Consider the following 12951-nt stretch of genomic DNA (forward strand, 5'->3'; position numbering starts at 1 on the left):
CCGATGAACATCGCGGTGATCCCCGCACGCGGCGGCAGCAAGCGAATTCCCCGCAAGAACATCCGGCCTTTCGCGGGAAAGCCGATGCTGGCGTGGGCCGTCGACACGGCGATCCGTTCGAGCCTTTTTGCGCATGTCATCGTGTCCACCGACGACGAAGAGATCGCCTCGCTGGCTCGCGCGCATGGCGCCGAAACGCCTTTCGTGCGCCCGGCGAATCTGGCCGACGATCACACGCCGACGGTCCCGGTCATCGCGCATGCCGTCGATTTCTGCCGGCGAGCGGGCTGGGACGTCGAATACGCCTGCTGCATCTATCCTGCAACACCCTTGCTGAAGGCCACGGACCTGCTGGCTGCGTACGAACTGCTTCGCGAGCGCCAGGCCGACTTCGTCTATCCCGTCACCGAATACCCCCATCCGATCCAGCGCGCCATGCGCCGAACCGACACCGGACAGATGCAGTTCATCGACCCCGGCGCCGAACTGACCCGGACCCAGGACCTGGAGAAGTCGTATCACGACTGCGGGCAGTTCTACTGGGGGCGCGCTTCGGCCTGGCTGGAAGGAAAGCGAATGCATACCGCCGGAATCGGAATGCCGATTCCTCATTGGCGCGTCGTCGATATCGATTCCGAGGACGACTGGCACCGCGCCGAGCTGATGTTCAGAGCACTTGCCACTGCTTAGCCTCCCCGGCACCCTCTTCCCAACACATCTCACCATGATTCTTGTCACAGGCGCTACCGGACTCCTCGGCACCACCTTGGTTCCGCAGTTGCGCGCTCTCGGCCGGGTGGTGTCCACGCACGCGCAGAAGTCCGCGGCCGACCACGCCTTCGACCTGTCCGACCGCGAAGCCACTTTCGCGAGTCTCGACAAGATCCGCCCCGAAGTCATCGTGAACCTCGTCGGACTGACCAGCGTGGAGCGGTGCCAGGAACGCACCCACGAGTCGTACCTGCTGAACACGCGGACCGTGGAGAACATCGCCGGATGGATCGCGAAATCCGGCACCGGCTCGCATCTGGTCCAGATCTCCACAGACCAGGTGTACGACGGCACCGGTCCGCATCGAGAAGACCGCATTACCCTGACCAACAACTACGCCTTCTCCAAATACGCCGGCGAGCTGGCCGCCGGAAGCGTCGGCAGCACCATCCTGCGCACCAATTTCGTCGGCCGCAGCAAGGCGCCCCACCGCGAAAGCCTGACCGACTGGGTGATCAACGCGATGAGCAACCAGCGCAACGTCGAAGTGCTCGACGACGTGTATTTCAGCCCGCTGTCGATGACGACGCTCGGCGAGATGATCGACCGCGTGATCGAAATGCGTCCGGCCGGCGTGTTCAACCTGGGCGCTCGCGACGGCATGACCAAGGCCGATTTCGACTTCGCTTTCGCCGAGAAGATGAAGCTGCCCACGCAGTACATGAAGCGCATCCTCGCCGCCGACGCGCACTTCCTGAAGGCGTATCGGCCCAAGGACATGCGCATGGACTGCACGAAGTTCGAGCGCACCCTGCAGGTCCGCCTGCCTGACCTCCAAAGCCAGATCGACAGCCTTGCCAAGGAATACGATGACCAAGCCTAGCCCCCTCCTGGAGATCGACGGCAAACAGATCGGCCGCGACCGGCCGACTTATTTCATCGCCGACATCGCCGCCAATCACGACGGCGACCTCGGCCGGGCCAAGGAACTGATCCACCTGGCCGCCGAGGCGGGGGCGGATGCGGCGAAGTTCCAGCACTTCAAGGCCGACACCATCGTGAGCGACCACGGATTCAAGGCCCTGCGCGGCAAGCAGTCGCACCAGGCAGGCTGGAAGAAGTCCGTCTTCGAGGTCTACAAGGACGCGAGCGTCAGCCTCGACTGGACCGCAGACCTCGTGGATACATGCCGCGAGGCCGGGATCACGTTCTTCACCAGCCCCTATGCCTTCGACCTCGTCGACCACATCGACCCGCACGTCCAGGCCTACAAGATCGGCTCGGGCGACATCACGTGGACGGAGCTGATCCGCTACATCGCCGGCAAGGGCAAGCCCTGCATCATGGCCACGGGCGCTTCGACGATGGACGACGTGCGGCGTGCGGTGTCCGCCGCGCTGGACGTGAACCCGATGCTGTGCCTGATGCAGTGCAATACCAACTACACGGCCAGCCTCGAGAACTTCAAGTACATCCACCTCAACGTACTGAAGGTCTACCGGGAGATGTACCCCGACATGGTTCTCGGGTTGAGCGACCACACGCCCGGCCATGCGACGGTGCTCGGCGCCGTCGCCCTCGGCGCGCGCATGATCGAGAAGCACTTCACCGACGACGTGGCGCGCACCGGCCCCGACCACGCCTTCTCGATGGACCCGAAGAGCTGGCGCGACATGGTCGACCGCACGCGCGAGCTCGAGAACGCGATGGGCGTCGGCATCAAGCAGGTCGAGGCCAACGAGAGCGAGACCGTGGTGCTCCAGCGCCGCGCCGTGCGCCTGACGGCGCCGTTGCGCGCGGGCGAGAAGGTGGCACGTGAACATTTGACCGTGCTGCGCCCGTGCCCGTCGGACGGAGTCGCGCCCTACGACATGGACAAGCTGGTCGGGATGGTCGCCCGGCGGAATCTGGAATCCGGGGAGCATCTGCGATGGACCGATCTCGAATCGGCATCGTGATTCCGGCCTGGAACGAGTCGAAGACCATTTCGGCCGTCGTCAGTGCCGCGAGCCGATACGGGACGCCGATCGTCGTCGACGACGGCTCGACGGACGCGACCGCCGAACTGGCCGCCGCCAGCGGCGCCGTGGTCGTCTCGCATCCGGCGAATCGCGGCTACGACGGCGCTCTGAATTCGGGCTTCCGCAAGGCGGCCGAGATCGGCAGCGAGGCCATCATCACCGTCGACGCCGACGGCCAGCACGATCCCACGCTCATCCAGCAGTTCATCGATGCCCTGGACGCGGGCGCCGACGTGGTAATCGGCGTGCGCAGCCGCCGCCAACGCCTTGCCGAGCATGTGTTCGCCGCGTACACGAAGATGCGGTACGGCATCGACGATCCGCTTTGCGGGATGAAGGCCTATCGCACGAAGGTGTTCGAGGCGCTCGGACACTTCGACTCCTACGGCTCGATCGGCACGGAGTTGGCGCTCTTCGCTGCGAGGAAGCGCTATCGGGTCACGCAGCTTCCTTTTCAAGTGCGAGAGCGAAGCGGTGCGTCCCGGTTCGGGCGAATCATCTCGGGCAACGCGAAGATCTTTCGGGCCATGGGCCTGGCCGTGTGGCGCTGACATGGCGAGCGGACGGGGCGTCACCATCGCGGACATCACGGAGGTCTTCTTCCGGATGGAAACCGACGCGAGGCTCTTTTCCGCGAAGGCGGCGGACGGCATTTACTACTGGGACATGATCCGCAGCGAGGTCTACCTCAGCCTGCACACGTTGCTCGGGGGCCCTTTCACCCTCCCAGAACCCTTGCCTGCCCCATCGTGGAAGTCGCGTGCCAAGGACCTGGTGAAGCCCCTCGTCAACATGGCCTCGCGCCGCTACATGCAGGCTCGCTCGCCGAAGTACATTTTCATCACCGCTCAACGCGTGCGCGAGGGCACGAGGATCGTCGACAACATCACCGATCCGCTGTATGACCTGTTCCCCGACGACGCGGTCGCGGTCGAGTTGCTGAATCGATCGGCAGTGCACCTTCCCAGCCTTCTCGCCTGCCGCAAGACCACGCGGATTCCGCCGGTGGCGCTTCGTATCGGCCGCGACGAACAAGAGGCCACGAAGATCGCCGGACGGCTCGACGATGCGATCGACAGGCACTTCGGCCTGCGGCCGGGCTTCACGCGCCTGGTCGGCGACTCGCTATCGATGCACCGCGCCACCCTGGCCCACTACCGTCTGGCGCTCAGGAAGTGCAACCCGAAGGTGATTGTCGGCGTCAACAACGGATCGCTCAAAGGCATGTTCCTCGCTGCCAAGGAGCGCGGAATCCCAGTCGTCGAGTTGCAGCACGGCGCGTCCACTCGCCATACGATCTACTGGTCCTATCCCACTTCCATCACTGCGGACGAGCCCGGCCTGTCGCTGCCGTTCGCCTACCTCACCTATTCCGAGTACTGGCGTCGCAACACCCATTTCCCCGTCAGGCTGACCCGCGCCATCGGCAACGATTCGCTGTTCACCGAACGGGTGGCCAGCGACGGCAGGGACGTGCTGATGGTTTCGAGCTACATGTACCGCGAGGCCCTGGCCGACTTGGCTCGGGAGATCGCCGCGATGGACCGCTCCCAGCTCGTGTACTTCAAGCTCCATCCGCATGAATTCGACCGGAAGGAAGAGATCATCGCCGGCTTCACAGGGCACGCAAACATCCATGTCGTTTGCGACGAACTCGCCTTTCCCGAACTCTTTCGCAAATGCGGCTATGCCGTAGGCGTCCAGTCTACGGTGTTCTACTTCGCCCTGCAGGCGGGGTGCCGCGTTTGCCTGCTGAAGCGCTCCAACTATTTCTGGCACGACGACATCCTCGATCACGTCGAGCTCTTCGAAGACGCGCAGGCGTTGCACGACATCACGCACCGACCGGGGGGAGAGGACTCCGCAAGCCGTGTGACCTTACCCGAGTACGCTCGACGCCTCGACACCCGCGCCTTCCTGAGCGTCCTCGACGACGTGCAGTCGATGACCGGCCGCGCCCGAACGAACTCATGACCCACTCACCGGAATTCAAGCTGCTCGACGGTCTTTTCGACCGGCTCTTTCCCCTGCTGCGATCCATCACGGGCCCGGGCATCGAGCGCAGCTACGCCATCCTCGCCGAGCACATGCCCTTGGAAGTGTTCGGCGTTCCGACGGGCACGCAGGTCTTCGACTGGACGGCACCTCCGGAGTGGCATTGCCGTTCGGCCCGGCTGACCGCGCCCGACGGAACGGTGGTGTGCGACCTCGAGGCGAGCAACCTGCACGTGGTGAACTACTCCGAGGCGGTCGACACCCGCATTCCTCTCGCGGAACTGCAGAAGCATCTGCACAGCCTGCCGCACCTGCCCCAGGCGATTCCGTACGTGACGAGCTACTACAACCGCACGTGGGGCTTCTGCCTGAGCGACGAAGTCCGGCGGCAACTCAAGAACGATGGGGACTATCACGCCCGGATCGATGCGGACTTCAGGGTGGGCCGGGTTCCGCTGGCCCACACGCTGCTCGACGGGGAGGGAGAACGCGAAATCCTGCTTTCCAGCTATCTCTGCCATCCGTCCATCGCCAACAACGAACTGAGCGGGCCGCTCGTGCTGCTCGGGCTCTACCACCGCATCCGCGCCTGGCCGAATCGTCAGCACAGGTTCCGGTTCGTCCTGAATCCCGAAACGATCGGCAGCCTGTGCTACCTCCATCTTTTCGGCGATCACTTGAAGACGCATCTGGACGCTGGCCTGGTCCTGACTTGCGTCGGCGGTCCGGCGACTCTGAGCTACAAGGCCTCGCGCCGGGCTGACGCCACCGTCGACCGCCTCGCACAACACTGGAAGGGTCGCGGCGAACCGTTGCGGCTGCGCCCGTTCTCGCCGGCAGGCGGCTCCGACGAACGCCAGTTCTGCTCGCCGGGCTTCAACTTGCCGGTCGGACAGATGGCACGGGACGTCTATGGCGAATACCCGGGCTATCACAATTCCCTGGACACCAAGGAATTCATGACCATCGAAGCACTCGTGGATAGCATCGACCGCATCGAGCGCTTCCTGAAGGAGCTCGACCTGGCCGCACCCTGGCAGAATCTCCAGCCCAACGGCGAGCCGCAGCTGGGTCGCCGCGGCCTCTACCCGACGATGAATTCGGCCAGCACCTGGAAGACCTCGAGCGACGAAGTCTTCGACGGCCGGGTGATCCTAGAACGCATCCTGTACACACTGAGCTACAGCGACGGAACGAACGACCTCGTGGACATCGCGGATCGGGCGAACTGCTCGGTCTCCGATCTACTGCCCGTCGTGACGCGCTTGCGGGATGCCGGACTGCTCGCTCCTGCTGGAGAAAACCCATGAAAATCGTCTTCCTGACCGGATCGCACCCGCGCCATGCCTACATGGCCCGCTCCTTCGCCCGAACCGGCCACCTGGCCGGCCTCGTCATCGAGCATCGCGAGGCCTTCGTGCCCGAGCCGCCCGAAGGTCTGCGCCCGGAAACCGCCGCACTTTTCCGGCGCCACTTCGCCGGCCGCGACGCCGCCGAGGCCAGGCATTTCGGCCCTGCCGTGCTGCCCGATGTGACCCGCCGCAACGTCGAACTCGAGGAGTTGAATACTCCCGCCACCGTCGATTTCGTCAACGGCCTTCAGCCAGACCTGGTGTTCTCGTACGGCGTGCACAAGCTGACGGCGCAGACCCTTGCCGGCCTGCGGGCGCCACTGAAATGGAACATCCATGGTGGACTGTCGCCCTGGTACCGCGGCGTCATCACGCACTTCTGGCCCAGCTACTTCCTCGAGCCGCAGATGACCGGCATGACGGTCCACGAACTGACGCAGGACATCGACGGCGGCAGCCTGGTCCACCAGAGTGCGGCAGACCTGGTGCCCGGCGACGGAATTCACGATCTCGCGTGCCGGGCGGTTTCGTCGCTGGGCGAGGAACTTACCCAGTTGGTGGACGCGGTAAAGAGAAACCCCCAGCTCGGCACGCAAAGGCAGACCACGACCGGCCGCATCTGGCGGGGAAGCGACTGGCGACCGGAGCATCTGCATCCCGTGTACGACCTCCATGACAACCGAATCGTGGACCGCTATCTCGAAGGCGCGTTCGAGCGCAAGGCGCCGAAGCTTTTCCGCCAGTTCTGAGGGCCCATGACCGCCATGCTGAACAAGCTCCAGAGATTTCTCGCCCGGCTGAACACGCTGTCCGAACGCGTCACCCTCATCCAGGAGTCGCTCGGCCGCATCGAGGCGCGTCAGACGGCCGATGCCGGCGACCCGCGCGCCGCGGAATTCCGCGTCTTCTCCCAGTGGGGCGAAGACGGCATCATCCAGCACCTCGTGCGCAACGTTCCCATCGAGCGGCCGATCTTCGTGGAGTTCGGCGTCGAGAACTACGTCGAGTCCAACACGCGCTTCCTGCTGACGAACAATGCCTGGTCGGGCCTCGTGATCGACGGCAGCGAAGACAACATCGAATACATCCGCCGCGATCCGATCTACTGGGCCAGCAACCTGAAGGCGCACTGTTCGTTCATCACGAAGGACAACATCAACCAGCTGCTCGCCAGCAACGGCATCGCCGGCGACATCGGCCTGCTGTCCGTCGACATCGACGGCAACGACTACTGGGTCTGGGAGGCGATCGACACGATCTCGCCGCGCATCGTCGTGTGCGAATACAGCAGCCAGTTCGGACCCGTGGCCCAGGTCACCACGCCTTACGACCCCGCATTCGTCCGCGGAAACGCCCATTGGTCGAAGGTGTACTACGGCGCTTCCATCTGCGCGCTCTGCGCGCTGGCGGAGCGCAAGGGCTATTCGCTCGTGGCCTCCAACTCCGCGGGCAACAACGTCTTCTTCGTCCGCAACGACCTGGTCGGCGATCTGAAGGTGCTGACACCCGCCGAGGCCTACCGGCGCGCCCGTTTCCGCGAGTTCCACGACGAACAGGGCCGGCTTACTTTCGACGACTTCGAGACCCGTCTGGACAAGATCCGGGAACTGCCCGTCTACGACCTGCAGGCCCAGCGACTCGCGAAGATCGCCGACATCCCGGCGATGTGGGAGACGAAGCAGCGTGGCGCCTGACATGCGCAAGACCGCCCTCGTCACGGGTGGGTACGGATTCCTCGGGCGCGCCGTGGCCCGCCGCTTCCGCGCGCGCGGCTATCGCATCGTCGGCATCGGGCGCGGCGCCTGGACGGCGGGCGAGGCGCTTGCCCACGGATTCGATACCTGGGTTCCCTCCGACATCACACAGGCGGCCCTGGGAGCGCTGGACGAACGCTACGAGCTCGTCGTCCACTGCGCGGGCGCGGGCTCCGTGGGCTATTCGCTGACGAATCCGCACGAGGCGTTCCAGAAGACCGTGGCGGGAACGGCCGAACTGCTCGAGCACCTGAGACTGACCGGATCGACCGCTTTGCTGATCTATCCGTCGAGCGCCGCCGTCTATGGCGCGGCCGATGACAGGCCGCTCGCGGAAGACGATGCTCCGAACCCGGTCTCGCCCTACGGCGACCACAAGAAGATCACCGAGGAGCTGATCGGGTCATATGCGCGCCACTTCGGCACGCGGGCGGCGATCATCCGCTACTTCTCGATCTATGGTCCGGGCCTGGCCAAGCAGCTGCTGTGGGACGCAGCAGGCAAGCTGTCTTCGTCAGCGCGGGAAGTCACATTCTGGGGCACCGGCGAGGAGACGCGCGACTGGATTCACGTCGACGACGCCACGGCGCTCATGGTCAAGCTGGCCGAGGGCGATGCGGCCTTCACCGTGGTCAACGGCGGCGCCGGGCAGCGCATCACCGCAAGCACCGTGCTGCACAAGCTCAGGGACGCCCTCGGCGCCGATGTCGACATCCGCTTCAACGGCAACGTCAGGCCAGGCGATCCCCGCTTCTATCTGGCCGACACTTCGAAGCTGCGGCAGATCGGCTTCGAGCCCGCGATCTCCCTCGACGAGGGCCTGGCCGAGTACGCACGCTGGTTCAGGACGCCATGATCAAGATCGGCTTCTGGTTCGATGCGCCGTTCGAGTACACGGGTGGCCTGAACTACATCCGGAACCTGCTCCACGCACTGGCGCAGGTGGATGACGGCAGCTTCCGACCCTACGTCTTCTTCGCGGCCGACCTGCCGACCGCGATCGAGCAGCAGTTCCTGCCGTACGCGACGGTCGTGCGCACCCGGCTCATCCAGCGCGGTACGGTGCCGTGGTTCTTCCACCGGGTGCTCGAGCGCACCCTGGGCATCATGCCGATGTTCAGGTGGATGCTGAAGTCGCATGGCATCGACGTGCTGTCGCACCTGCAGTTCCCCTGCAAAGGCACGATGCCCTGTCGCATCATTTCGTGGGTGCCCGATTTCCAGTACCTCCATCTGCCGCACCTGTTTCCCAGGCTCGATGCCGACAAGGAGACGCGGACGTTGCGCGCGCTCGTCGCGCAAAGCGACCGGGTGATCCTCAGCAGCGAAGACGCCTTCCAGGACTTCAAGCGGATCGCGCCGGCCGAGCATTGGGCGCGCGCCCGCGTGCTGCCCTTCGTCTCGCAGCCGCGCGCGCGCGCCGCGGACGAGCCGACGCTCGAAGCCATCGGCCGGAAGTACGGATTTTCCGGCCGGTACTTCCACCTTCCCAATCAGTTCTGGGCGCACAAGAACCACATGGTCGTTCTACAGGCCGTGGACCGCCTCAAGCGGTCCGGCACCGACGTGCAGGTCCTGTGCACCGGCAACCCCAGGGACGACCGGCTCGGCGGCACGCAGTACATCGACGATCTGCGCACGTTCATCGAAGCCAATGGCCTGCAGAGCAACATACGGCTGCTGGGCCTCATCGACTACACGGAAATGCTGGTGCTGATGCGCAACTCGGTCGCGGTGCTCAATCCCTCGCGCTTCGAAGGCTGGAGTTCCAGCGTCGAGGAAGCCAAGAGCATGGGCCGGCCGGTCGTTCTCTCGAACATCGGCACCCACGTCGAACAGCAACCCGCGCACGGACACTATTTCCACCCCGACGACGCGGACGCGCTCGCCGCGATCCTCGAACGCGTCTGGTCCGCGTCCGACGAACTTTCGCGCACGGAACTCGAAGCCAATGCGGCGGCCGCGTTGCAGGCGCGAACCCTCGATTTCGGTCGCGGCTACCAGCGCATCCTGCGGGAGGTCACCGCCGACCTCGCGCCCCAGCCGAAGGGACACGCCTGACATGAAGTCCCTGATCGTGCTCGAGACTCTTTTCTCATCGTCTCCCCATCGCGGCGTCCATGGCCGCCCCACTTTCCTCGAGGTCGCAACGTGAAAGCAGTCATCCTGGCCGGAGGCCTCGGCACCCGCATTTCCGAAGAAACCCACCTGAAGCCCAAGCCGATGGTGGAGATCGGCGGCCGCCCGATCCTGTGGCACATCATGAAGCTCTACTCGGCGCACGGCGTGAACGACTTCGTCATCTGCTGCGGCTACAAAGGCTACGTGATCAAGGAGTATTTCGCGAACTACTTCCTCCACATGTCGGACATCACGTTCGACATGAGCCGCAACCACATGGAAGTTCACCAGCAGAAGGCCGAGCCCTGGAAGGTGACGCTGGTCGACACGGGCGACAGCACGCTGACGGGCGGCAGGCTCAAGCGCGTGGCCGACTACGTCGGCGATGAGGATGCCTTCTGCTTCACCTACGGAGACGGGCTGAGCGACGTCGACATCCGGGCTTCGATCGCATTCCATCGCAGCCACGGCAAGATGGCCACGGTGACGGCCGTTCAGCCGCCCGGCCGCTACGGTGCGCTCCAGCGCTCGGGCCACGCGGTCACGGGCTTCACCGAGAAGCCACGCGGCGACGGCGGGCTCATCAACGGCGGATTCTTCGTGCTGTCCCCGCGCTGCCTGTCGCTGATCGATGGCGACAACGTGAGCTGGGAAGACGCGCCGCTGTCGCGACTCGCCGCGAGCCAGGAGCTGATGGCATTCGAGCATCTGGGTTTCTGGCAACCCATGGACACCCTGCGCGAGAAGAACCTGCTCGAAGAGCTGTGGATGTCGGGCGAAGCGCCGTGGAAGTGCTGGAAATGAATGCCCCGGTCCGGCCCGACATCGCATTCTGGCGCGGCAAGAGGGTGCTGCTGACCGGACACACGGGGTTCAAGGGCGCCTGGCTGTCGCTGTGGCTTCATCGTCTGGGCGCGCAGGTGGTCGGCCTCAGCCTGCCACCGGCCACCCAGCCCGAACTCTTCGGCCTCGCCGGCGTTGCGGCGCTCATCGACAGCCGCTTCGGCGATATCCGCGACCCGGCTGCCGTGGCCGCCGTCGTGCAATCCGCGCAGCCCGAGGTCGTCCTGCACCTCGCCGCGCAGGCCCTGGTGCACGAGGGCTACCGGCAACCGCTGGCCACCTTCGCCACCAACGTGCAAGGCACGGCCCATGTCCTGGATGCCCTGCGGAACGTGACCACGGTCAAGGCCGTCGTCGCGGTGACCACGGACAAGGTGTACCAGAACCTCGAACATCCGTTTCCCTACCGCGAGACCGATGCGCTCGGCGGACACGATCCCTACAGTGCCAGCAAGGCGGCCTGCGAGCTGGTGATCGCCTGCTATCGCGCCTCGTACCTCGCGGCGCAGGGCATGGCGGTCGCCTCGGCACGTGCCGGCAACGTCATCGGCGGCGGCGACTGGTCGGCCGACCGGTTGATTCCGGATGCCGTGCGCGCCTGGAGCTCGGGACGGCCTTTGACGATCCGCAGGCCGACCGCGATCCGCCCCTGGCAGCACGTGCTCGAGCCGCTGGCCGGCTACCTGCGGCTGGCCGAACGACTCTGGGCCGGGCCCGAGGCGGCCGGCCCGTACAACTTCGGTCCACCCACCGACGAGGCAGCAACGGTGCGCGAGGTGATCGAACTCGCTCGCGCCGCCTACAGCCAGGGCACGACCGAATTCGGCGGCGGCGACGAGTGGCCGCACGAAGCGGGATGGCTCGCGCTCGAGACCGCGAAGTCGCGCCACGCGCTCGACGTCGTTCCGCGCTGGTCGCTGAGCGAGGCGGTGCAACGCACGATGGCCTGGTATCGCGGTCACGCCGACGGGCGCGATGCGCGCGCACTGTGCGCGGCCGACATCGACGCCTATGAGGCCACGCTTCAATGAGCCGGTTCGCCATCACGGACACGCCGCTCGCCTCGCTCAAGGTGATCGAGCGCCGGCGGCTGCAGGACGACCGCGGATTCCTGTCGCGCCTGTTCTGCGGCGAGGAGCTGGGGGCCGCGGGCTGGCATGCGCCGATCGCCCAGATCAATCACACGCTGACGCGCAGACGGGGCGCGCTGCGGGGAATGCATTTCCAGCAAGCCCCCCATGCCGAGATGAAGCTCGTGAATTGCATCCGCGGGGAAGTGTTCGACGTCGCTGTCGACCTGCGCGCGGGCTCGCCGACCTTCCTGCGCTGGCATGCCGAGCGCCTGTCGCCCGACAACGGCCGTGCAATGCTGATCCCCGAGGGCTTCGCGCACGGCTTCCAGGCGCTCACCGACGACTGCGAACTCGTCTATCTGCACAGCCACGCCTACGTGCCTTCGAGCGAAGGCGGCGTGAACGCGCAGGAGCCGCGCATCGGCATCGAATGGCCGCTGCCTGTCACCGACCAATCCGACCGCGACCGTGGCTTCGCGCTGCTGTCGGCGGCCTATCCAGGACTCACCGCATGAAGTGCCGCCACTGTGCAGCCGAACTGACGCTGCAACTGATCGACCTCGGCAGCGCGCCGCCGTCCAACGCGTACCTGACGCGGGAGACGCTGCAGGCGCCCGAAAAAACCTACCCGCTGCGCGTGGTGGTGTGTGAACGATGCTGGCTCGTGCAGACCGAGGATTTCGCCCAGGCAGACGAGCTGTTCTCCAGCGAATACGCCTACTTCAGCGGGTTTTCGACGAGCTGGCTCGCCCATGCCGAGCGCTACGTCGCCGACATGAGCGAGCGCTTCGCACTGGGCCCCGGCAGCCACGTGGTCGAGGTCGCGTCCAACGACGGTTACCTGCTGCAGTACGTCCGCGCGAGGGGCATCCCCTGTCTCGGGGTCGAGCCGACCGCGAGTACGGCCAAGGCGGCGCGCGACAAGGGCATCGAGACGCTGGAGTCGTTCTTCGGCGCCCGCGTGGGCAGCGAGCTCGCCGCGCAGGGGCGCGGCGCCGACCGCTTGGCAGCCAATAACGTGCTGGCGCACGTGCCGGTCATCAACGTTTTCGTGTCGGGTGTCGCTCGCCTGCTCTAGCCC

General features: G+C 65.5%; 14 protein-coding genes. All 14 read left to right on the forward strand.

The window, feature by feature from the left end:
• Positions 1-3: 3 nt before the first annotated feature.
• The 14 genes from pseF (at position 4) to AB7E83_RS04360 (ending at position 12948) form a co-directional block, all read left to right on the forward strand.
• Entirely contained in the window at positions 4-690 is a 687-nt protein-coding gene (gene pseF, locus AB7E83_RS04295) for a pseudaminic acid cytidylyltransferase (RefSeq protein ID WP_428565708.1), read from the forward strand.
• A gap of 34 nt (positions 691-724) precedes the next feature.
• Positions 725-1594, forward strand: a complete 870-nt coding sequence (locus tag AB7E83_RS04300; protein WP_428565709.1) for a dTDP-4-dehydrorhamnose reductase family protein — start codon at positions 725-727, stop codon at positions 1592-1594.
• Positions 1581-2669, forward strand: a complete 1089-nt coding sequence (locus AB7E83_RS04305) for an N-acetylneuraminate synthase family protein (RefSeq protein ID WP_428565711.1) — start codon at positions 1581-1583, stop codon at positions 2667-2669. Before AB7E83_RS04300 ends, AB7E83_RS04305 begins: the two co-directional genes overlap by 14 nt.
• Positions 2642-3283 (forward strand): glycosyltransferase family 2 protein, encoded by a 642-nt coding sequence (locus AB7E83_RS04310; protein WP_428565712.1) that lies wholly within the window; start codon positions 2642-2644, stop codon positions 3281-3283. The genes AB7E83_RS04305 and AB7E83_RS04310 overlap by 28 nt, the downstream gene beginning before the upstream one ends.
• A gap of 1 nt (position 3284) precedes the next feature.
• On the forward strand, positions 3285-4706 hold the full coding sequence (locus tag AB7E83_RS04315) for a hypothetical protein (RefSeq protein WP_428565714.1): 1422 nt from the start codon (positions 3285-3287) through the stop codon (positions 4704-4706).
• Entirely contained in the window at positions 4703-6037 is a 1335-nt protein-coding gene (locus tag AB7E83_RS04320) for a DUF4910 domain-containing protein (protein WP_428565716.1), read from the forward strand. Before AB7E83_RS04315 ends, AB7E83_RS04320 begins: the two co-directional genes overlap by 4 nt.
• Positions 6034-6828, forward strand: coding sequence for a formyltransferase family protein (locus tag AB7E83_RS04325; RefSeq protein ID WP_428565718.1), 795 nt, complete (start codon positions 6034-6036; stop codon positions 6826-6828). The genes AB7E83_RS04320 and AB7E83_RS04325 overlap by 4 nt, the downstream gene beginning before the upstream one ends.
• Positions 6829-6834: 6 nt before the next feature.
• Positions 6835-7773, forward strand: a complete 939-nt coding sequence (locus AB7E83_RS04330) for a hypothetical protein (RefSeq protein WP_428565720.1) — start codon at positions 6835-6837, stop codon at positions 7771-7773.
• Position 7774: 1 nt separating this feature from the next.
• Positions 7775-8689, forward strand: a complete 915-nt coding sequence (locus AB7E83_RS04335; protein WP_428565722.1) for an NAD-dependent epimerase/dehydratase family protein — start codon at positions 7775-7777, stop codon at positions 8687-8689.
• Entirely contained in the window at positions 8686-9894 is a 1209-nt protein-coding gene (locus AB7E83_RS04340) for a glycosyltransferase family 4 protein (protein ID WP_428565724.1), read from the forward strand. Before AB7E83_RS04335 ends, AB7E83_RS04340 begins: the two co-directional genes overlap by 4 nt.
• Positions 9895-9984: 90 nt before the next feature.
• Complete coding sequence (gene rfbF, locus AB7E83_RS04345) at positions 9985-10758, forward strand: glucose-1-phosphate cytidylyltransferase (RefSeq protein ID WP_428565726.1); 774 nt, start codon at positions 9985-9987, stop codon at positions 10756-10758.
• Positions 10755-11828: a CDP-glucose 4,6-dehydratase gene (gene rfbG, locus AB7E83_RS04350; protein ID WP_428565728.1), complete on the forward strand. Its 1074-nt coding sequence runs from the start codon at positions 10755-10757 to the stop codon at positions 11826-11828. Before rfbF ends, rfbG begins: the two co-directional genes overlap by 4 nt.
• The gene (rfbC, locus tag AB7E83_RS04355; RefSeq protein WP_428565730.1) at positions 11825-12385 is read left to right on the forward strand and encodes a dTDP-4-dehydrorhamnose 3,5-epimerase; all 561 of its coding nucleotides are present in this window, start codon (positions 11825-11827) and stop codon (positions 12383-12385) included. The genes rfbG and rfbC overlap by 4 nt, the downstream gene beginning before the upstream one ends.
• Entirely contained in the window at positions 12382-12948 is a 567-nt protein-coding gene (locus tag AB7E83_RS04360) for a hypothetical protein (RefSeq protein WP_428565731.1), read from the forward strand. The genes rfbC and AB7E83_RS04360 overlap by 4 nt, the downstream gene beginning before the upstream one ends.
• Positions 12949-12951 lie beyond the last annotated feature (3 nt).

Source organism: Ramlibacter sp., assembly GCF_050250995.1.
Classification (GTDB): Bacteria; Pseudomonadota; Gammaproteobacteria; order Burkholderiales; family Burkholderiaceae_C; genus Ramlibacter.